Source organism: Flavobacterium sp. AK-301 (genome assembly GCF_058310215.1).
In genome coordinates, this window is the sequence record NZ_JBZEES010000002.1 from 254,255 (window position 1) to 275,176 (window position 20,922).

The window sequence follows — 20,922 nt, forward strand, 5'->3', positions numbered from 1 at the left end:
TGACCTTGTAGGAATTCTAAATAATGATAGGAAATTCTTGTTTTTTTATAAAACTATTACTTATTATAAAACATCATAACTATATTATAATCATATTTTTAAATAAAAATACTACTTTATGAGTTTGTGAATTTGTAGAGGTTGGTTTAATAATAAACTAAATCTGTTTTGTATATTCTGCTATTTTGTTTTCGCTTATTTGCTTTGTTACTTCAAGTAAACGTTTTACTTTGGGCAGTAAAGCGTCAATATCTTCTTTTGTTACTGTGAATTGCGGATTATAACGTGCCTCGATATAAGCACTTTTTAAGAGTTCAAATAATCGTTTTTCTTCGTCAGTATCATTGGGGAAAATAGGAGGTAAGTCTGCTGAATATTTCCTTACAAAGGAAAATAATTTGGATAAATTATGCAGTTTTGGATTCGTTAATGTGTGTACTAATCGAATGGTTTGAAAACTGTTTTCGCAGGTTTGATGAAGATGAAAAGAAGCCCTTTGATAGCGTTCTTTTTTGTAGTTTGATACGGCATCATCAAAAAAGAAATTTGCATTTTCAAATTTATCTTTAAAATATTCTTCTGCTTGTTGTTTTATTTCGTCAAAACGAAGCGGGCGTTGTTCTGCAAGGGTATGTTTTTTGGTGTCATAGAGTATAATTCCTTCTTCTTTGATTTGGGTATAAAAATATCTGCCTGCATCGATGTTTTCATTTAATCGATTAATGTTTTCATGTATAAACTCAACGGGAGTTTGGAAGTCCGGATCTTGATAATACATGTTATCAATTGCATCAAGGATTTTTGTTGCTCTTTGCTCGGTTACTTTTTCTGTTACTACGAGTATATCATAATCGCTTCTGTAGGAGGTGGGAATACCAAATTCTAGTTTTTCATCACGGTCTATGTATTCGTTCCGGGCATAACTTCCGTAGAGGATAATCATTTGAGTTTTTGGGAGTCTAGTAGTTATTTGTTCTACAAAACGGAGGAGGTCTCTTTGTTTTTTTTGTGGCAGATAAGCAATGGAGTTTTTCATGGAATGATTTAGGAGTTACAAAACAAAAATACTTCTATTTTTTAGATTTATTTTTTACTAAAGTAGTTAAAAAAAGAAAACAGATGAAAGGTCTCCTGACCTTTATTTGTTATTTAAAATGTCTAGAATAGAAATGAGTAGTTGAATTATCTACAAGGCCAAAAAACGGTATCCTTTTTTTATTTGAGTTCAAGTTTAGTTTTTAATTTCAGAAAAAGAAGAGCAATAATATAAGCATCTCCGGTTGCGGTATGTCTTTCACTTTTAGGGATTTTGAAAATATCACATAAAGTATCCAGACTGTAACCTTCATTAAATATAATATTTTGCCATTTGTGATACATTGAGTCTATATCAAAAGTTTCATTCTTTAATTTTCCGGCTCCCAGTCGTTCTAAAGCTTTATTGAGCATGGCTATTTCCGAATGAATATGATGACCTACTAATACAGCATCTTTAATATAGTCTATAAAAAGTTCTACAGCTTCTTGTTCGGGAATTTTTAATTCTTCCTTTGTGTTAGGATTTAAAACAGTGTTTTTTATTTTAAATTTTCCCTGTATTATATTGGCTTCAAAATAATCTTTTATTATAATATTACTACCAGAAACACCAATGGCACCGATGGAAAGAATCACATCATTTTCAATATCCAGACCGCTTGTTTCCAGATCAAAAACGATATAGCGCTTTTCTGATAAATCTATTTCATCTTTTTCAAAGGTGCTTAAATACTCATTCCAGAAAGGGGGATATTTTTTATTTTTTAACCAGTTCAGCATAATTAACTAAAATAAGTAAGTTGAAATCTGTGTTTAATTAATTCTTGAACCTTTGCAATGGGCTCAAAGCAACCTTTAAGTTTTACTTTATCTGTTTTAGATAATGCTTCAAGATTAATATATCTTCCGGAATCATTATTTTTAAAACCTTCTATAGTTCTAAATTTTGATAACATAATGAAAGCGTCAGCACATTCTTGAAACAAATCTGTATTTTGAGGCTCTAAAAGAATCAATTGCTGAAATCGTAATAAAGTATTATTGATTCCTTTAATATTATGACTTATAATTAATAAACGAGCAGCATCAATAAGGGGTGTTAAGGCACGTAATTTAATATCAAAAGAATCTTTGTGTTCTCCATTATTTTCAATAAGGAACTGTCTGAAAAAACCTAATGGAGGAGGATTTTTTAAAGCCTGATTACCCAGATAGGCAAAGAATTTTTTATTATCCTTCATATAAGTAAATATATTTTCGGATAACTCTTCAAATAAGGTAATATCTCCGGCTGTAAATTCGAAATCAAAGAAAGTACTTGGATACAAAGCGACTTTTTCTCCAGGTGTGTTGATCCATACATTAAACTGTTTTTTCCAGTCTGTCAATGACTTACACCACATTGGATTACTTGCGTTCATTGCATCAGGAGAAGCTTCATATCCCACTTTTGTCAATGTTTTAATAGTATGGTCTGCTAATTTCAAAAAGTATTCTTTTACTTCAGAATAATGTTCTTCATCAATATCTTCAAAAACCAAAGCATTATCCTGATCGGTCAATAAGATCTGTTCTTCTCGTGCCTGGCTTCCAAAGGTAAGCCACATAAAACGAACAGGAGGGGGACCTACTTTATCTATTGCTAGCTGAATTGCCTGGCGTGAGATGGCAGAATTAATTTCTCCGGTTATATTACTTATATGAAAAACAGGAACATTCTTTTTAATACAACTCTGATTGAATTCGCTTAATTTCTCTCGTATATTTTTTAAATCTGTTGACCATGTAGCTCGTTTAATTTCCTTAATTAATACTCCCGGATTATTTGCCTGTGCAACAATAACATCATTTTCGGATATAATTCCCTTAATAATCGATTTATTAGATCCGTCTTCAGTAACACATAAATGAGCAACATTATTTTTCAGCATCTGTAATTGTGCCTCTGCGACAGATATATTTTCAGGTACAGTAATAATAGGTACAGACATTATTTTTTGTGCTTCTGCTGTAATCGGTACTAATCCTGTAGCTATTTTAGAACGAAAATCTTTATCCGTAATAATGCCGATAGGGAAATTATTACTTTGAATAATTACACTGTTTATTTTTCGCTCTGTCATTATTTGAGCAATGTCTTCAACAATCTGAGTAGGTAAAGCGGTTATTGGCTCTTTACTATATTTAATAGGTTTAAAATTCTGAATATCTGCCTGATTATCATCACGAATAGCATTTTCAGAAATTAGTTTACCTCTGTTTCCTTTATTGTAAGGATTACGGGTATTAGAAGCAAAGCTTTCTAGTAGGAAACTAGATACTTCTTTGTTTTTCATTATGTAAGGTAGAAATGCATTGATAGGAATTGCATAAACAAGAGATTCTTCCCTTGCTTTAGCAGTCATTAAATAATCATCTTTTGCAAAAAAAGGTCTTAATCCTATAATTGCACCTTCTTCACATTTATCTACTAAAGTCTCTTCGGCATCAGAAGTTACTGTTAATCCGATAACTCCTTCTTTTACCACATAAAATGCATCATGACAGATATCATTAACCTGAAACAAAGCTTTGTTTTTTTCTATATAAACAGCCTGAGTTTCGGTAGCAAGATGTAACAGATCATTGTATTTCAATGAAAGGAAAGGAGGGTAATGTTTTAGAAATTCAGCAATTCCTTCTGCTATAGTGTTTTTCATAGTCAAATGTAGAGATAAAGTTTTAAAATTAAGAAATAAAAATCAGAGAATAAAATGATATTAAGTTTTATAAGCAGAATTTTCTATTTTAAATATTAAAACAGGAATAAAAGGCAAAGCTACCTTTTTAATTTAGAAAGTCTTAGACTGAAATAAACGCATTTTAAAATCCTTTTTCATTTTTTAAATTTAAAATACTATTTTTGTATTTTATCAAAGATTCTTTTTATGTATTGAAGATTTTATAATTGTTTTGTTATTTTTTTTACTAAAAAAAAATAGTAACACATTATTTTTTTACTTCATGGTAAAATACTATTAGTTTATCATTATTTTTTTAATGTATAGAATTAATAATAGTTGTAAAAAACAAGAAACGGTTTATCTTATAACAAATAAAATGCTTCCAAATAATATAATTATCTTATTGACCTTACTGTTTGTATTTCTGTTATATAATTATATATCAAAAATAAAAAAGCAGATAAAAGTTATATTGCTTATAATTCTATTGCCTTTTGTAATAATATTACCAGGACTTATTTTAAAAGAATATTTTGAGATAGAAAGTTCTATACAGGTTCTATTTTCTTTGTTCTGGATTCAGGTTATTTATTTTGCTTATTGTTTTCCTTTATCTAAAAAGACCCTACAATTTCATTTTTGTATTTTCATTTTTGTGGAAATAATTTATTATATCGGGTATTACAATGTTTCAGATAGTTTGTTTCAGATAGTCAGTATGATTTTGATTGCTGTTCTGTCTAATATTTATCTTTTGTTAATTTTGTTTAAAAAAAGGAAAAATATTATAGATGAATCTAAATCAAAGGTAAAGTGGCTTATAAGACAGTCTTTTATCTTGGTTGTTTTTTTCGATATTTTTATAATATTTTTTAATTTTTATGATTTAAGAGGATCCAGAGAGATTCTACTGGCATTGTTTATTTCTGGTTATCTTATTCTGATAAATGTTTATTTTATTTTAAAAAGAGATGAACAGCAGTATTTATCTGTTTCAGAAGGGGTGTCTTCAGTTAAAGAAGATTCTTTTAGAGAGAACACAGACGAAAATAATTTTAAAGATATTATCAGGGTTATTGATGAATATCTGAAGTCAACACAATCCTATTTAAATTCCAATTTTACATTAAATGAACTATCAGAAGAAACCGGTATTTCCAGAATTGAGATATCTAAAGCTCTGAACAATTATTTAAAAATCAATTTTTATTATTTATTGGCGGATTATCGTATTCATTATGCGAAAAAAATAATTCTGGAAAAAAGTAACTTAACAATAGAAGCATTGGCATATACAAGTGGGTTTAATTCTAAAACTAATTTTAATTTTCATTTCAAAAGGATTACAGGATATACACCATCTGAATATCGAATATTCTATTTAGATTTATAAAATAAAATGATACAATTAACAGAACATATTCTTTCAAGTGCTTTAATAATGGCATTAATTAGCTTATATCTGAGTTTAAAAAAGAAAAACAGGTTTTCTAAATTTGCAATCAGTACATCTCTTGGAATTATAGTGCATTCCTTTATTATGTTATGTTGTAGTTTTATTGATGGAAAATACAGAATTGTATTAAGTTATGCTCCTACCTGTGTGTGGTATGGTCCTTTGCTCTATTTTCATATAAAGGTTTTACTTAATAAACCAATTGCTAATAAAGAACTATGGATGCATTTTTCTCTTACTATAGTTGTAGTATTGGTTTATATAATAGCTTCCGTATTTTATATACCAAAAACAATATTTATATATCTTATACTATTTTTAGTTGTTTTTATTTCAATGCTGGGATATGGTATCTATGCTGTATTTATTAAGATTCCTGATATAAGTAAAAAAATAAATGATATAATTGCTTTTGTTGGGATTACATTTTGTTTAGCTTCATCAACCTTTATAATTACCACAATTTATTTTATAACCGAAAATAAGAATTATGAAAATATTGACAGATATTATCAGAATAGTCTTCTTTATATTACATTTATAATTATCTGCTGGCAATATCTTCATTTTTGTATCGATATTTATGCAGGAAATATTACTCCTATTAATAGTAGGAATAAAGTAATTTCTACATTTGTTATTAAAGAAAAGGGGAGGAAAGTAACACAGTTATATAAAAAAAATAGTTTAGAAATTGATGTGTTAAAAGATTATGATACACGGTTAATCAAGTTTATGAAAACAAAACATCCTTATTTAAACTCAAGTTTTTCACTTGATGATATAGAAAGATCTCTTAAAATCCCTAAACATCATCTTTCTCAGTTTTTTAATATTTATTTAGGCAAAAATTTTTATCATTATATTAATACTTATAGAATTAGTTATGCCTGTAAACTGATTCATGAAGAGGAGTTGATTTCGATAGGTGATCTGGTTCATCGAAGCGGATTTAATAATAAAGTCTCTTTTATAAAATATTTTAAAATTGAAAAACAAATGACTCCTTCTGAATATAAAAAAGCTTTTTATTTAAAAAAGAATCTAAATAATTGATCTTACCAGCCGTCATATTGTTTAAAAACGGTTAAAAGCAGATAAAAAGATAATTACATAATAGATCAGAAAATCTTACCGATCTAAAATCCTCCGTTTATTTTATTATGAATTTAAAATTTCTTTTTAAAATTAATATAAAATAGAATATCACACCAAATTTTGATTACTCATTTTTTTATAACACAGATAAATTCTATAAATATAAAAAGTGTTTTCAGGTTTACTTGAAATAATTCCTGAAATAGTGTTATTTTCTCATACCATTTATAGTTTGCTTATAATCAATGCTTTTTAGTTTAATATTAGGTTAACTAAAATTAGATTGTTGTTCTAGCCCATTTGAATTAACTTTTAGAAGCTAATATTACTTTATTTTTGCTATAATATAATATGTTGATAAAAATGTTTTTAAAATTTATTAATAATCAGAATTTAACTAATAAAAAAGGACAAAAAGTAAAAAACATATAGCAAATATATTCTTATAGAAATGAAAGGGGAATTATAAAAAATTATGAATCACATAATTTTTTTTCTTTTTCAGAAATATTCAAAAAAATAAAATTAATTGATAAACTAAATTAAAAAATGAAAATAGATTATTTATACAAAATATTCTCATGGTGTTTTATTGTATTATTAGGTTTTTCCGGTTTTAGTCAGTCTAAGATTAAAGACGCTACTGTAGTAAGTAGTACGATTACTCCTAGAAAAGGAGCTATATTAGAATTAGAGAGTAAAAATAAAGGATTGTTAACTCCTAGACTTACGATAGCAGAGCGCGATATTATTCCTGGAGAAAATTTATCTGACGGCTTACTAATTTTTAATATTTATTCCGGCTACTGTAAATTACACAATGGATTGTGTAACAGCAAGAGTAAAAGAAGGTTCACGGTTTTTACAAGGTTATAAATTAAATCCAGATAGAGATGTTGTTATTTTAAAAGTTACAGTAATCAGTCCGGGACGCTGGTCGATAGAATCTAATAAAAGCCCTAATGGAGGATACTATCTGAGTGGAAGTGGTATTTTTACACAAGCTGATGTAGCTAATTCACCTATTGAAATTAAATTAGGCGGTTCAGGAACGCCCACAAATTCAGGAACGGATATCTTTAGTTTAAAATCAAACAGTGAACTAAATGATATCTGTTTACCTATTAACATAGATATTCCGGAAACCACTTATACTGTTGATTGTAGTCCAGAAAATATAGTTATTGGAGGTGCTTACGTCCAGGATCGTCTTTTAGACAACAGCAATACTATTACTTTAAAAAATATAAATGTAACTGCTACAGGGGCTTACATAATAAACGTAACTTCAGTAGATAAAGGGTTCTCCTTTACCAGAACAGATACTTTTCTGACAACAGGGTTACAGGATGTTATATTAGTAGGTTCAGGGACTCCCATTATACCTGGAGATAATAGTTTTATAATAACCATTAATGGAAAACCATCCGGTTGCACATTAAATATTCCGGTAGATCCGGCTCCGATACAATTTACTATGGATTGTTCTAATACTTCTGTTAAAGTAAATGGTTCTTATAAACCAAATCAAATGCTGACAGCAACTCATTTTATTACTTTAAAAGTAGATGTGAAATATATTGGTAATTACAATATAATGACAGATGAAATTAATGGTATATCTTTTAAAGGAACAGGTACTTTTACTAAGACAGGAATTCAGGAGATTAAATTAAGCGGTATAGGTACGCCGCTTAGTGGAGGAAAAAAGACGTTTACAATTAGTAATACGACTAATACACAAACTTGTACCGTAACAGTTATAGTTGTATTCAGAACAATAAAAATATTTATAAATGCAGGTACAGATTATTCGTATGATGTAGCTACTATGAGAGCAATACTTAACAATAAAGAAAATTTTGGACCAAATGAAACTTCTATAATAAATATAGAGGGCTTTTCGATTAGTAGAAATAACAGTAATACTACATCAACTATTATCAATGCTTTAAATGCTTTCAAACCGGATATTATTCAAGTAGGTTATGGTAGAGGCGGATCAATTGCTGCAACAATGTATGAATATGCAAAAACACATAATATCCCTATGATAGTTGCAATAGAATCGTCCGAAACAGATTTTGTTAATAAGGTATATGGAGGAAATACTTTTACAGCAGGATCATCAATATCAGGTAATTTTGTATTAAACGCACCGGTACAAGCTAATGATCCTATTGTTCATGGTCCGTTCAGTCCATCGTCAGCAGGAATAAAAACAGTAACAAAAGATCGAAGAGGAGATAGCTGGCTTAATTATACTACTTTACCATCTACTATAACTCCATATATGACAAATGGAAATTCTATAGGAATTTTTAGAGATCAGACGAATAGGATTTTTTACTGTCCGGATGGAGGAGTATTATATAGGGCAACGCAAATCAGAAATACCCCTAATAACGATACAGCATATATTTTTACAAATGCACTTGCATGGGCAATAGGTTATTATATAAATTAAAAAAGGTAAATTATTAAAAATATAAATTCTAATTCACACTCAATTTGTCCCTAACTCACTTTAAAATGAGTTAGGGATTTTTTATTTACTGTATTATATTATTTGTTCTAAAACCAAATCAAAGAAAGAAGTAAAATGCTGTAAGAACAATACCCATAGAATAACCACAATCAACCCAATAACTGCTCCAAAGAACCCACCCAAATAAAAATCAGACTGTTTTAGCATTCCCGTACTATATACAATAGCATTTGGTGGAGTAGAAACCGGTAAAAACAGGCCACACGAAGCACATAGACCAATTACCAGACCTACAGGCAGTATTTGTTCCGGAGGTAACACTACAGCAGCTATATTAATTACAATTGTAGCTGTAGCCGTACTACTCATAATGTTTGAAAACAATATCGTGATTACAGCAAAGATCAACATCATTAAATAATCACTTAAATATACATCTCCCAATAGCTGTGAATAATAAGGAGCCAATAGTTCCTTTATAGCAATACCCAGAGCAAGACCACCGGAAACAAGCATTAAAGTATCCCAGGGAAGTTTTCTAACATCTTCTGCAGTTATAATTCCCAACATGGGCAGAAACATAATAGGTATTCCGGAAGTTACTGCAGTAGGTATATTAAGACTGCTTCCCATCATCCAGAAAACTACTGTTGTAACTAAAATAATAATAACCAAAAGACGCTGTAATCGGATTTTTGAATCCAAAGGAGGGGTTTCTTGAAGAAATGAAAGATCAACAGTAGTTACTTTTGATGTATATTTATATTTCAAAACTGTCCAGAACAGTAGCAATAATACAATAGCTACCGGAACACCCAGAATCATCCAGTCAAAGAAAGAAACAATAATACCCTTTGATCTCAGAACATCCACAACAATAAGGTTAGGAGGTGAGGATATTAAACTCGCCATACCCGCAAAAGTTGCCGCTACAGGAATACTGATCAGAATAGCTTTAGACATAGGCGATTTTTCACCTTCTTTTTCTATAAAGGGCATTACAGCAGCCAGAATCATCGCACAAGTTGCCGTATTTGATATAATAAGAGACAGAAAAGAAGTAACTAAAATTACACCCAGTAACATATAATCCGGTTTAGAGCCAAAAACAGAAATAGTAGCTCTGAATAGAGAAATATCCAGATTCGTTTTTCGCATTCCTTCACTAAGGAAAAAACCGCCTAAAAAGATCCAGATAACGCTGTCAGACCAGGTATTTGAAATAGTTTGAGGATCTATAGTAGCACCCTCAATACTACGCATTGTATACACTAAAAAGCCTATAATTAAGATTCCTACAGCAAAAGGAGGAATAGCCTCTGTCATCCAGAGCAAAATGGCGAAAATAAGGATAAACATCGTATATTTTTGAGCCTGAGTGAATTCGTCAGGACAAATGAAATAAACAGCTATTGTAGAAATAAATAATGAAAAAAAGAAAAGACCAACTTTGGTTTTAATGTTCCAGACATCTAAGGATTTTTCTATTAAAAGAGTACTGTAAAGCCTAAGATCAGAGTTAAATTTTTGTATTTTATCAATCATTTTTTTTAGATTAATCAGCAAAAGTATTGATATTTCCCCAAAAAAACATATAGATTTAAAGTTTCTGTTTTTTAATTTCGAATCCCGATTCGGTTTTTTAATTATTATAATAAGAATGAATAGCAGAATAGAATTGTTATATTTAATTAAAATGATCTAAAAACAACTTTCCGGAAGAGAAGGTATTATTTCACATTTTCTATTTTACATAATATAAATTATAGAGCAAATTGTATACAGTTTGAATTTAGCTTGTAATCTGTTATTAGAGCCTTTCTAAGGGTTTATTGAAAATAGTAAATTAGCTTTTTCTGCTTATTTTCAGATGGTTTCAATCCATCCTTTTGCAGATGGTAACGGGCGAATTTCAAGACTTTTAATGAATTATATTCAAGCTTATAATAAAGAACCTCTAACCGTTGTTTTTGAAGATAATAAAACACAATATATTCAGGCACTTGAAAAAACAAGAACGTCCGAAGATATTAATGTTTTTATAGATTTTATGTTTGAACAAACCGTAAAATATTTTAAAAGAGAAATTGAAATTATAACAAAAGAACAATCAACAAACACGGGTAAAGGATTTAGTTTTTTATTTTAAAACAGTCTATTTTACATAATATTTGCCAGAATATAGATACAGTTCTATAATTTGCAAAAATCAAATGTTTAAAATTCCCTCTCAAGGCAGATTAACTCTCTAAACAGAGATTTAAGGTGTACCAAATAGCCTTATCAGTTTCTTTTTCAGTTTTTCCTGATCCTGTCTCCTCTCCTCTTTTATTTTTTGCAACTCTTCTTTATCTTTTTTGACCTTTTTAATAATTATCTGATCTTTTTGAACAATGACAATAATGCTGTCCCCTGCCTCAAAACCGCAATCTTCAACCCATTTACCTGCAAGTTTGATCTCAGAATAAACAGCGTAGTTAAAACAAGGTCTTTTAAAAGCTTTACGATAAACCGTAAGTTTACGTTGCGGAAGTTGTTTATATTTGTTATGATTCTGTTTTGCTGTTCTCATTTTGATAATTTTATACTGCAAAACAACAGCTAATAAACAGGATATTTAAGTATTCAAAAAGGTATTTTATACAAAAAACAATATAATTAAGAAACATATTTTACTTACATTTACGAACAAACATCAATCATTTTAACTGAAACTATTCTATTTATGATGCATACCGATATACCAAATAAAAAAGTACACCAGGGTCGAAATATAAAACGCTTCCGCGAAATGCTGGGCATTAAACAAGAAGCCTTAGCCTATGAACTAGGTGATGACTGGAATCAAAAAAAAGTATCACTTCTGGAACAAAAAGAAACCATAGAGCCTACGATTCTGGAACAGGTATCTGTTATTCTAAAAGTACCTACCGAAGCTTTTAAAAACTTTGATGAAGAACAGGCAGTTAATATTATATCTAATACTTTTAATGATGGTTCTTTTTTGAATACAGGTCACACTCCTACTTTCAATGTTAATCCTATTGAAAAACTTATCCAACTTCACGAAGAGAAAATCATACTTTATGAACGTATGCTTAAAGAAAAAGACGAAATGATGGAAAAATTAGCGAAATTGATAGTAGGAAAATAAAACCTTAGACCAATTATTAAATAATTATAACGAATTGAATAATAGTTGAATATGAATGATTCTTGGATTAACAGATGGGATGAAAGATATAGTCAGGATGAATTTGCTTATGGCAAACAACCCAATAACTATTTAAAAGAACAATTAGAGAAACTAAAACCCGGAACCATTCTTTTTCCTGCTGAAGGAGAAGGACGTAATGCTGTTTTTGCATCCGGACTGGGCTGGAACGTTTCCGCTTTTGATATAAGCATTGAAGGCAAAAATAAAGCTTTCAAATTAGCAGAAGCCAATAATGTTACTATTGATTATCAGGTTGGTGAACTGCAAACATTAAACTACAACCAAGAACAATTTGATGTAATTGCGTTAATCTACGCACATTTTCCCGCAGAAATTAAATCATTGTATCACAAAACATTAGATAAATACCTGTGTAAGAATGGATTAATTATTTTTGAAGCATTTAGCAAAAATCATATTAACTATGTTTCAAAAGACCCAAACGTTGGCGGTCCAAAAGACATCGGTTCCCTTTTCTCCATTGATGAACTAAAATCCAACTTTCCAAATTATGAAATCATTGAACTTGTCGAAAAAGAAATTCAATTAAACGAAGGACTTTTTCATAATGGTAAAGGTTCAGTAATACGATTTGTAGGGAGGAAAAAATAAACTGTTGCTTATTTATAAATTACACTACAAAACGAATGAAGTATTTGCCTAACATTTTTCTATATAAAATTTCTACTATATTCACTTTCAAATTGTGCTGATAATATCAGCACAATTTGTTTTCCGTATTTACTATTTTATACTGCATCAGTATATGAAATGAAACGATATAAATAGGTATTAATTTGTAATATCCTGTAAAGCTCTAAATATATTTAAAGGATATTCGTCAGCTGCTTTTTTTAGCGTTTGAAAGAGTGTTGCATTGCCTAATATAAATGTTTTAGCTTCTTCATTTAAAGCTGCTTTTCTTAAAGCAATAGCTCCATTTTTTATTAATTGTTTTTCCATAAAAAGAAATTATTATATTTTTTCATCTGTTAAAAATAATAAATTAATAAAAAAAAGAGTATCCCTGAAATAAAAATATATCTATATTTTTATTTCAGGGATACTCTTTTTATGAATAAAATTAAAACTAAATAATTTAAACCGTTTCCTTTGGTTTTTCTGTTACTTTTCCAATATCAGGACGAATAATCATTCGCAAAGGCTGATCCTTAGAAAAATAAGCAACTGTCCAGTTATAAAGCGTTTGTAATCGGTTTCTATACGTTACTAATGACATTAAGTGAATAAATAACCATACTAACCAGGCAAATAAACCTTTAAAATGCACTTTTGGTTTTTCCAGATCCACTACAGCTTTATTTTTACCTATAATTGCCATAGAACCCATATCATTATAGCTAAATGATTTCAGAGGTTTATTGGCAACCATTGCTTTAAAATTTTTAGCAAGGTTTTTTGCTTGTTGGATAGCTACCTGAGCTAATTGTGGGTGACCGTTCGGGAAGTTAGGATCAGTTGCCTGTATACAGGTATCACCAATCGCATAAATATTTGAGAATCCCTGTAGTTGATTATACTCATTTACTGTCATTCTTTTTCCTCGTCCGTATACTTCTGTCGGAATTCCTTCAAAAACTTTAGCGCTTACACCGGCAGCCCAAATCAGCACTTCCGTTTTAATTGTTTTTCCGTCTGCAAAATAAACCGTTCCGTCTTTATAATCTTTAACCTGAGCATTCAGTCGGATTTTTACACCTAAATCTGTTAAAGCTTTATAAGTATCTTTTTGTGATTTTTCACTCATCGGTGCCAGTACAGCAGAACCTCCGTCAACCAGATAAATATCACTAATTGTAGAAGCCAGTTCCGGATATTCTTTACGCATAATACCGTTTTTCATTTCGGCAAAAATACCTGAAACTTCTACTCCCGTTGGTCCGCCTCCAGCTACTACTATGGTTAACAGTTGTCTTCTTTTTCTTGGATCTTCACAAATAGCAGCCTTTTCCATTTGCTGTAGTAGTCGGTTACGCATTTCGACAGCGTCATTCAGTGTTTTCATAGGAATAGCGTTTCTCTTTACGTTCTCCATTCCAAAATAATTACTCTCTGCTCCTGTCGAAAATATTAACTGATCGTATTCCAGTTCTCCGTTAGAAAGAACAATCTTATTTGCTTCAGTATTAACACTTAACAGCTCTCCTAATCGAAAAGTAATATTCTTTTTGCCTCTGAATAATTTTCTGAAAGGATAACTGATACTTGAAGGTTCCAGAAAAGCAGATGCAACCTGATAAATTAACGGTGGAAAAAAATTATAATTATTTTTATCGACTAATGTGACCTGGAAATCTTTATTGTTTGCCAAATCTTTTGCAAGATTAATTCCTGCAAACCCACCTCCTATTATTACTATTTTCATATGCTATATTATTTAATAAAAACCGTGATAGTATTCTATGTTTTTTGTAGGATAAAACACAAGTTTTGGTTTTGATGTAAAATTATCCAATTTTAAGGTCGCACACAATTGAAAAGCAGTATTTCAGCTAAACATTATGAAAGATTTAGCGTTTGAAATGCAAATTAGTTTGATAGTGGATAATTTATCTGCCCTTAAGAACTACCAACTAAATTAAGCGGTATTAAAAACTACCAACTATAAATTATCCACTATCAACTAATATAAAACTATCAACTAATTTTAGTTTCTTTTTCAAAAATTTCCTGAATGATTTTGATTTCTTTGGCATAGATTGTTTTTTTGCGATAAGCAAAATGAAGAGTATTTTCTATTGGGTCTATTCCCTCCCATAGAGTTTTTATTTTGCCTTCCTTTAATTCATCTTTACATAAAATATCAGGAATAATGGCTACTCCATTCCTATTACTGATACAGCGCACTATAGAGCACATATTCGGTACAATATAGTTAGGTTTAAAATCAGGGCGTTTATTGAAATTAGTAAACCAGAAACGCCTCAAATGCTCCATATCTGCCGTAGTTCCGTACCAGGTCTGATGTTTCAGCCATTTCTGTGCCTCTTCCAGCCTGTTTTCTTTCAACATTATCTCAAAAGGCTCCGAAAGTGTTTCCTTTCCGCCTATAAGAATAATTTTTTCTTTAGAAAAAGCCTTATATTCTATGTTTCTGCTCTCCCCTTTTTGCGGTGTAATAATCAGATCCAGAATACCATTATCGAGATCCGTAAGCATTTCTTTATAATCGCCAAATTTTACAATGATATTAAAAGGCAGTATTGGTAAATACTGCTCAAGTGTAATTTGGAAAGTTTCAAAACACATTCCTATACTGATTGTTGGCGTATCTTTTTCCGTTGTTCTGTGAAAGTGCTGTTCAGCCATTTCAAGTTTGTTTAAAGCCTCCAATACAAAATTATACAATATTTTACCCCTCTCCGTTGAAACCATCTTACGGGAAGTTCTGTCAAACAATTTATAACCCACATACGCTTCCAGTGAACTCAAATGAAGACTTACTCCGGGCTGAGAGATAAACAGCGCCTGTGCTGCTCCTGTTAAGGTTCCTGTTTCATAAATCGCTTTAAAAGTCCGATACCATTCCAGATTTACCATAAATAGAATTATTATAATTATAATACAAAGGTATGATTTAAATTATTTTTATAATACTAATTCTGGGTTTAACTTTGTACCATAAAATTTAAAGAATAAAAAATGAAAAAAGTATTTGTAATAAATGGCGGTCAGAAGTTTGGACATTCAGGAGGAGAATTCAATAAAACAATAACAGAAGAAACACTTCATTTCTTTGAAAAAAACGCTAATTTTGAAGTGAAAGTAACCAATATACAAGATGATTATAATCCGGCAGAAGAAGTTAAAAAATATATTTGGGCTGATATTGTGATTTATCATACTCCTGTTTGGTGGTTTCAGTTGCCTCATGAATTTAAAAAATATTTTGATGTTGTTCTTCAGGGAGAAACGATTTATAAAAGTGACGGACGTTCTTCAAAAAACCCAAAGATTAATTATGGTACAGGCGGGCTGTTAAAAGGGAAAAAATATATGGTAACTTCATCATGGAACGCACCCAAAGAAGCCTTTACACTACCCGGTGAATTTTTTATGCAGACCAGTGTAGATGATGGAGTATTATTTGGTTTTCACCGTATGAATGCTTTTATAGGAATGACCCCAATAAAAGGGATTCATTTTCATGATGTGGAAAAAAATGCAGATGTTCCCACAGCAATACAGGAGTACAAAGAACATTTAAAAAATGAATTCAATTAAGTACTAAACTAATTAATAATTTTTGTAAAATGTAAAATGTTTTTTGTGAAACGTGAGACTGAAAACTCATTTATTACTCTGACGACTTTAAACTTTTAGGCTTTTGACAAATTTATATTATAAGCGAAGATTTGAGAGTGAACTAATTATTCATTTTCAAATCTTCAAATTATTTAATTTTCAAATTACTTTATGGATAATTACTTCTTTTCTATTTTTACATCCTCATCCCAATACTCTTTACAGACCATTTTAGTAAGATGTAATTTTTTATCATAATATTTAAAATACCAAGTAAGTGGCGGTCCGTCGAGTACTTCTTTTGGAGTTAAAATATCTACGATCTCCCCTTCCTGTTGTTTATACATCCATTTTCTTTTTTTTCTGGTAACGAAAAACAAATTATCAGGGTTTTTTCCTCTTACAATAAATAGAGAATTTCCTCTTCTGAAATATCCTACATCTGTTACTGAATCCCTCACATTAATAACCAATACTGCTTTTATAGAAAATACAGAATCATTCTTTTCAGAAATACTCATAGAATAATTATTGAATTTCTTTTTATTAAGTTTAGGGCAGTCTGAATTTAAGATCAGAGAATCTATTTCTTTCATAAAATGACTTTCCTTATTGATTATACTTAATTCAGGTAGTCCAAACTCTACTATTTTAACTTTATTGTTTTGTGCTTTTAAGTTAATGGACAAAAGTAAAAAAGGAAGAACAAAAAATAGTTTTAAGAAGGGCGTTTTTATCATTATTATCTATATTTTATAAATTATAAAATTGATTGAAAGTTATTATTAAAATTATAAAATTTGTTTTATTTTTTAGGATTCTATAGAGATACAAAAGTAGACATTTTTTGGTCTTTGTATCATTTTGATTTTTTATTATAAATAACAAATAAAATTTAAACTTTAATATACCTTAAGTTTTGAAATATAGTTAAAAAGTATTGGTTAATATTAATAAAACTTTGGTTAATTGAAATAATAATTATAACTATTTATGCTAAAAATAATAATTAAAGCTGATTTTATTTGTTTTTGTCTCTTTATTGTACTGAAGAGATATAAAATAGAGCATTGTTTTTTAAAAAGTATATTTTAACATTATCATAATATCTTTTAAATATATTAGGCTTAAATTGTACTAATCTAAATGAATCTTATACTATGTCTGATAAAGTAAAATTGATTAAAACAGAAACATTATCTGAAAACTGGGCTATTCTTAAAAAAATAACTTTTGATTATCTCAGAAAAGAAGGAAACTGGCAGACTCAGGTACGCGAAGTTTATAATAGAGGAAACGGTACTGTTATTCTGCTTTATAATAAAAAGAACAGGACAATTATACTTACAAGACAATTTCGTCTGCCTACTTTTTTAAATGGAAACCCTACAGGAATGATGATTGAAGCCTGCGCAGGAACTCTCGAAGACAATAGTCCTGAAGAATGTGTAAGAAGAGAAACACAGGAAGAAACAGGTTACAAAATTGATAACCTCGAAAGAATAATGGAATTATATATGTCTCCCGGTTCTGTGACAGAAATTATATATTTCTATGTAGCCGAATATTCTGAAGAGATGAAAGTCAGTGAAGGTGGTGGTCTAGCAAGTGAACAGGAAGAAATAGAAGTCATGGAACTCAGTCTGGATCAGGCTTTAACAATGGTTGACAAAGGCGAGATTAAAGATGCAAAAACAATTATATTATTGCAGTATGCTAAATTGAAAAATTTAGTATAAAGAAATTAAAAAGAGGCTGAATATTTATTCAGCCTCTTTTTTTGTTATATCCTTTACTTTTAACATTTTAAATTATTGTGTAAGTTTTATTTAACATATTTATAATGAATCTTTTATTTATTATATTTTACAATCCGTATCTTTATAGAACTAAAAAATAAAAACTTTTCAATCATGATTCAGGATCCTTATAACATTAAAAAATCCTTAAGTACTAAAAAAGGAACTTTTACCTATTATAGTATAGCAGAACTTGAAAAACAAGGTTATAATATCAGTAAACTACCTTTTTCTATTCGAATTTTACTCGAAAACGCCTTACGAAACTTTGATGACTTTGCTATTACAAAAGAAAATATAGAAACAATTTTACAATGGAAGCCTATTCCTTCCGATAAGGACATCCCTTTTAAACCCGCTCGTGTATTGATGCAGGATTTTACCGGAGTTCCCGCAGTTGTTGATATTGCTTCTTTACGTGCAGAACTAGCCCGTAAAGGTAAAAATCCAAATGATATCAATCCGTTAATACCTGTAGATCTGGTTATTGACCATTCTGTACAAGTAGATTATTTTGGTACCGAATATGCTTATGACAGCAATATGGACGAAGAATACAAACGAAATATAGAGCGTTACGAGTTTCTGAAATGGGCACAAAAGTCATTCAATAATTTTAGTGTAGTTCCTCCGGGAATGGGAATCTGTCATCAGGTAAACTTAGAATATCTTTCTAAAGGAGTAATTGAACGTAATGGTGAAGTCTTCCCAGATACTCTGGTAGGTACAGACAGTCATACACCTATGGTCAATGGAATTGGTGTTGTAGCATGGGGTGTTGGCGGAATCGAAGCAGAAGCCGCCATTCTAGGACAGCCCATTTATTTTATTATGCCCGAAGTGATCGGTTTGCGATTAAAAGGAAAATTACCTTTAGGATCTACCGCTACCGATTTAGTACTGACGATTGCAGAACTTTTAAGGAAATACGGTGTTGTAGGGAAATTTGTAGAAGTATTCGGTTCCGGTTTGGATAATCTTTCCGTTCCCGACAGAGCCACTATCGGTAATATGTCTCCCGAATTTGGCTGTACAATTACCTACTTCCCTATTGATGATAAAACGCTGGAATATATGCGTAAAAGTAATCGTTCCGAAGATCAGATTCAGTTGGTCGAAGAATATTGCAAAGCTAATATGTTGTGGAGAACCCGTGAGGAAGAAATCACCTATACCCATGTTCTGGAATTAGATATTTCTACTGTTGAACCAACCGTTGCCGGACCGAAACGTCCGCAGGATAAGATACTTTTAAGAGATTTTAAATCAAAAGTTCCCGGGTTATTAGAACAGACCGGACATCCTATAGCTAATGGAGTAAAAAAAGCAGAAGTAACCATAGGTCAGGAAAATTTCACTCTTTCTGACGGTACAGTTGCGATTGCGGCAATTACTTCCTGTACTAATACTTCAAACCCATATGTGATGATTGGTGCCGGCTTAGTTGCCAGAAAAGCCCGTGAACACGGAATAAATGTAAAACCATGGGTTAAAACTTCCCTCGCTCCGGGATCTAAAGTAGTAACAGATTATTTGATAAAAGGAGATTTGCTAAATGATTTAGAAGCGCTCCGTTTTCATATTGTAGGTTATGGTTGTACTTCCTGTATTGGTAATTCAGGTCCTTTACCACCTTATATGGCTGATGCTGTAGAAAAAAATGATCTTATTGTTTCTTCTGTATTATCCGGAAACAGAAATTTTGAAGCCCGAATCCACCCTCAGGTCAGAATGAACTTTTTAATGTCTCCTATGCTGGTTGTTGCTTATGCAATTGCAGGAAGAGTGGACATTGATCTTATCAATGAACCGATCAGTCTGGATCCGAATGGAAAACCCGTATATCTAAAAGATATTTGGCCCGCTAATGACGAAATTACCGAATTGATGAATAAAGTACTTTCTCCTAAAGATTTTGCTAAAAATTATGATGAAATTTTTGAAGGAAATGCTATCTGGAAAAATTTAAAAGTTCCTACAGATAAATTGTATGTTTGGAATGCTGCTTCAACGTATATAAAAGAAGCTCCTTTTTTCTATAATATATCAGATAAAGCAGCAGAGCTGAAAGATATTAATAACGCTAGAGTATTACTGATGCTGGGAGACAGTATAACAACAGATCACATCTCCCCTGCCGGTTCCTTTAATGAATCATCCTCAGCCGGTAAATATCTGATTAGTAAAGGAGTCAAAAAGGAAGATTTCAATTCCTATGGTTCCCGAAGAGGAAATGATGAAGTAATGATTCGTGGTACATTTGCAAATGTGCGTATTAAAAATAAACTAGCAGATAAAGAAGGCGGATATACTAAATATCTTCCCACAGGCGAAGAAATGGCGGTCTATGAAGCTTCAGTAAAATATAGAGAATCGAATACCTCTTTGGTCGTACTGGCAGGTAAAGAATACGGAAGTGGTTCTTCCAGAGACTGGGCGGCAAAAGGGACTTTTTTGTTAGGTGTTAAAGCAGTACTGGCAGAAAGCTACGAACGTATTCACAGAAGTAATCTGGTTGGAATGGGTGTTCTGCCTCTTCAGTATAAAGAAGGCGATACCGCACAAAGTCTTGGGCTTACCGGAACAGAAATATTTACCATTACCGGAATTTCAAAAGACATTAAACCGTTGAAAGAAGTTCAGGTAATCGCTAAAAAAGAGAATGGACAAGAAATAAAATTTAATACCATTGCTCGACTCGATTCAAAAATAGAAATCGAATATTATCGTCATGGCGGTATTTTACAATATGTTCTGAGACAATTTTTGGATAAAGTAAATTAAATTATATTTTTGAAAACGTATTGTTTACCGGGCTAACAATATTTTTTTATCTG

General features: G+C 30.6%; 19 protein-coding genes. 10 read left to right on the top strand and 9 right to left on the bottom strand.

Features of this window, described 5'->3' with window-relative positions; translation table 11 throughout:
* Positions 1 to 157 precede the first annotated feature (157 nt).
* From AC4FQX_RS04630 to AC4FQX_RS04640, 3 genes are all read right to left on the bottom strand, one after another.
* Complete coding sequence (locus tag AC4FQX_RS04630) at positions 158 to 1,036, bottom strand: HEPN domain-containing protein (protein WP_491166504.1); 879 nt, start codon at positions 1,034 to 1,036, stop codon at positions 158 to 160.
* Positions 1,037 to 1,215: 179 nt separating this feature from the next.
* Entirely contained in the window at positions 1,216 to 1,818 is a 603-nt protein-coding gene (locus AC4FQX_RS04635) for a 3'-5' exonuclease (RefSeq protein WP_491166505.1), read from the bottom strand.
* A gap of 2 nt (positions 1,819 to 1,820) precedes the next feature.
* Entirely contained in the window at positions 1,821 to 3,737 is a 1,917-nt protein-coding gene (locus tag AC4FQX_RS04640) for a DUF294 nucleotidyltransferase-like domain-containing protein (protein ID WP_491166506.1), read from the bottom strand.
* A gap of 862 nt (positions 3,738 to 4,599) precedes the next feature.
* On the opposite strand from AC4FQX_RS04640, the gene AC4FQX_RS04645 reads away from it, so the two are divergent.
* The 4 genes from AC4FQX_RS04645 (at position 4,600) to AC4FQX_RS04660 (ending at position 8,782) form a co-directional block, all read left to right on the top strand.
* Positions 4,600 to 5,154: a helix-turn-helix domain-containing protein gene (locus AC4FQX_RS04645; RefSeq protein ID WP_491166507.1), complete on the top strand. Its 555-nt coding sequence runs from the start codon at positions 4,600 to 4,602 to the stop codon at positions 5,152 to 5,154.
* 6 nt (positions 5,155 to 5,160) lie between these two features.
* Entirely contained in the window at positions 5,161 to 6,273 is a 1,113-nt protein-coding gene (locus AC4FQX_RS04650; protein WP_491166508.1) for a helix-turn-helix domain-containing protein, read from the top strand.
* 591 nt (positions 6,274 to 6,864) lie between these two features.
* Positions 6,865 to 7,191 carry a phage tail-like protein gene (locus AC4FQX_RS04655; RefSeq protein ID WP_491166509.1) on the top strand — a complete coding sequence of 109 codons (327 nt, stop codon included), beginning with the start codon at positions 6,865 to 6,867 and terminating at the stop codon, positions 7,189 to 7,191.
* Positions 7,136 to 8,782 (top strand): hypothetical protein, encoded by a 1,647-nt coding sequence (locus AC4FQX_RS04660; protein WP_491166510.1) that lies wholly within the window; start codon positions 7,136 to 7,138, stop codon positions 8,780 to 8,782. Before AC4FQX_RS04655 ends, AC4FQX_RS04660 begins: the two co-directional genes overlap by 56 nt.
* A 93-nt stretch (positions 8,783 to 8,875) precedes the next feature.
* Here AC4FQX_RS04660 and AC4FQX_RS04665 read toward each other — a convergent pair whose 3' ends face one another.
* Entirely contained in the window at positions 8,876 to 10,348 is a 1,473-nt protein-coding gene (locus AC4FQX_RS04665; protein WP_491166511.1) for an SLC13 family permease, read from the bottom strand.
* A 286-nt stretch (positions 10,349 to 10,634) separates the two neighbouring features.
* On the opposite strand from AC4FQX_RS04665, the gene AC4FQX_RS04670 reads away from it, so the two are divergent.
* Positions 10,635 to 10,952, top strand: a complete 318-nt coding sequence (locus AC4FQX_RS04670) for a Fic family protein (RefSeq protein WP_491166751.1) — start codon at positions 10,635 to 10,637, stop codon at positions 10,950 to 10,952.
* Positions 10,953 to 11,063: 111 nt separating this feature from the next.
* Here AC4FQX_RS04670 and AC4FQX_RS04675 read toward each other — a convergent pair whose 3' ends face one another.
* Entirely contained in the window at positions 11,064 to 11,375 is a 312-nt protein-coding gene (locus AC4FQX_RS04675; protein ID WP_491166512.1) for a SymE family type I addiction module toxin, read from the bottom strand.
* A gap of 153 nt (positions 11,376 to 11,528) precedes the next feature.
* Here AC4FQX_RS04675 and AC4FQX_RS04680 point away from each other — a divergent pair, with 153 nt between their 5' ends.
* Complete coding sequence (locus AC4FQX_RS04680; RefSeq protein WP_491166513.1) at positions 11,529 to 11,957, top strand: XRE family transcriptional regulator; 429 nt, start codon at positions 11,529 to 11,531, stop codon at positions 11,955 to 11,957.
* Between the two features lie 51 nt (positions 11,958 to 12,008).
* On the top strand, positions 12,009 to 12,632 hold the full coding sequence (locus AC4FQX_RS04685) for a class I SAM-dependent methyltransferase (RefSeq protein ID WP_491166514.1): 624 nt from the start codon (positions 12,009 to 12,011) through the stop codon (positions 12,630 to 12,632).
* A gap of 180 nt (positions 12,633 to 12,812) precedes the next feature.
* Here the strand turns inward: AC4FQX_RS04685 and AC4FQX_RS04690 are convergent, their stop codons facing one another.
* The 3 genes from AC4FQX_RS04690 to AC4FQX_RS04700 form a co-directional block, all read right to left on the bottom strand.
* Positions 12,813 to 12,983, bottom strand: coding sequence for a hypothetical protein (locus tag AC4FQX_RS04690; protein WP_491166515.1), 171 nt, complete (start codon positions 12,981 to 12,983; stop codon positions 12,813 to 12,815).
* Between the two features lie 136 nt (positions 12,984 to 13,119).
* Positions 13,120 to 14,406 carry an NAD(P)/FAD-dependent oxidoreductase gene (locus AC4FQX_RS04695; RefSeq protein WP_491166516.1) on the bottom strand — a complete coding sequence of 429 codons (1,287 nt, stop codon included), beginning with the start codon at positions 14,404 to 14,406 and terminating at the stop codon, positions 13,120 to 13,122.
* A 272-nt stretch (positions 14,407 to 14,678) separates the two neighbouring features.
* Complete coding sequence (locus tag AC4FQX_RS04700) at positions 14,679 to 15,581, bottom strand: LysR family transcriptional regulator (protein WP_491166517.1); 903 nt, start codon at positions 15,579 to 15,581, stop codon at positions 14,679 to 14,681.
* 102 nt (positions 15,582 to 15,683) lie between these two features.
* On the opposite strand from AC4FQX_RS04700, the gene AC4FQX_RS04705 reads away from it, so the two are divergent.
* Positions 15,684 to 16,265 carry an NAD(P)H-dependent oxidoreductase gene (locus AC4FQX_RS04705; RefSeq protein WP_491166518.1) on the top strand — a complete coding sequence of 194 codons (582 nt, stop codon included), beginning with the start codon at positions 15,684 to 15,686 and terminating at the stop codon, positions 16,263 to 16,265.
* 200 nt (positions 16,266 to 16,465) lie between these two features.
* Here AC4FQX_RS04705 and AC4FQX_RS04710 read toward each other — a convergent pair whose 3' ends face one another.
* On the bottom strand, positions 16,466 to 17,026 hold the full coding sequence (locus AC4FQX_RS04710; RefSeq protein ID WP_491166519.1) for a hypothetical protein: 561 nt from the start codon (positions 17,024 to 17,026) through the stop codon (positions 16,466 to 16,468).
* A gap of 420 nt (positions 17,027 to 17,446) precedes the next feature.
* Between AC4FQX_RS04710 and nudK the strand changes: the two genes are divergently transcribed.
* Positions 17,447 to 18,025, top strand: a complete 579-nt coding sequence (nudK, locus tag AC4FQX_RS04715) for a GDP-mannose pyrophosphatase NudK (protein ID WP_491166520.1) — start codon at positions 17,447 to 17,449, stop codon at positions 18,023 to 18,025.
* A 174-nt stretch (positions 18,026 to 18,199) separates the two neighbouring features.
* Entirely contained in the window at positions 18,200 to 20,869 is a 2,670-nt protein-coding gene (gene acnA, locus AC4FQX_RS04720) for an aconitate hydratase AcnA (RefSeq protein ID WP_491166521.1), read from the top strand.
* Positions 20,870 to 20,922 lie beyond the last annotated feature (53 nt).

Coding starts and splice junctions, on each gene's coding strand:
- AC4FQX_RS04630 (WP_491166504.1), bottom strand. CDS start 1,036: ATGAAAAACTCCATTGCTTATCTGCCACAAAAAAAACAAAGAGACCTC.
- AC4FQX_RS04635 (WP_491166505.1), bottom strand. CDS start 1,818: ATGCTGAACTGGTTAAAAAATAAAAAATATCCCCCTTTCTGGAATGAG.
- AC4FQX_RS04640 (WP_491166506.1), bottom strand. CDS start 3,737: ATGAAAAACACTATAGCAGAAGGAATTGCTGAATTTCTAAAACATTAC.
- AC4FQX_RS04650 (WP_491166508.1), top strand. CDS start 5,161: ATGATACAATTAACAGAACATATTCTTTCAAGTGCTTTAATAATGGCA.
- AC4FQX_RS04655 (WP_491166509.1), top strand. CDS start 6,865: ATGAAAATAGATTATTTATACAAAATATTCTCATGGTGTTTTATTGTA.
- AC4FQX_RS04660 (WP_491166510.1), top strand. CDS start 7,136: ATGGATTGTGTAACAGCAAGAGTAAAAGAAGGTTCACGGTTTTTACAA.
- AC4FQX_RS04665 (WP_491166511.1), bottom strand. CDS start 10,348: ATGATTGATAAAATACAAAAATTTAACTCTGATCTTAGGCTTTACAGT.
- AC4FQX_RS04675 (WP_491166512.1), bottom strand. CDS start 11,375: ATGAGAACAGCAAAACAGAATCATAACAAATATAAACAACTTCCGCAA.
- AC4FQX_RS04680 (WP_491166513.1), top strand. CDS start 11,529: ATGATGCATACCGATATACCAAATAAAAAAGTACACCAGGGTCGAAAT.
- AC4FQX_RS04685 (WP_491166514.1), top strand. CDS start 12,009: ATGAATGATTCTTGGATTAACAGATGGGATGAAAGATATAGTCAGGAT.
- AC4FQX_RS04690 (WP_491166515.1), bottom strand. CDS start 12,983: ATGGAAAAACAATTAATAAAAAATGGAGCTATTGCTTTAAGAAAAGCA.
- AC4FQX_RS04695 (WP_491166516.1), bottom strand. CDS start 14,406: ATGAAAATAGTAATAATAGGAGGTGGGTTTGCAGGAATTAATCTTGCA.
- AC4FQX_RS04700 (WP_491166517.1), bottom strand. CDS start 15,581: ATGGTAAATCTGGAATGGTATCGGACTTTTAAAGCGATTTATGAAACA.
- AC4FQX_RS04705 (WP_491166518.1), top strand. CDS start 15,684: ATGAAAAAAGTATTTGTAATAAATGGCGGTCAGAAGTTTGGACATTCA.
- AC4FQX_RS04710 (WP_491166519.1), bottom strand. CDS start 17,026: ATGATAAAAACGCCCTTCTTAAAACTATTTTTTGTTCTTCCTTTTTTA.
- nudK (WP_491166520.1), top strand. CDS start 17,447: ATGTCTGATAAAGTAAAATTGATTAAAACAGAAACATTATCTGAAAAC.
- acnA (WP_491166521.1), top strand. CDS start 18,200: ATGATTCAGGATCCTTATAACATTAAAAAATCCTTAAGTACTAAAAAA.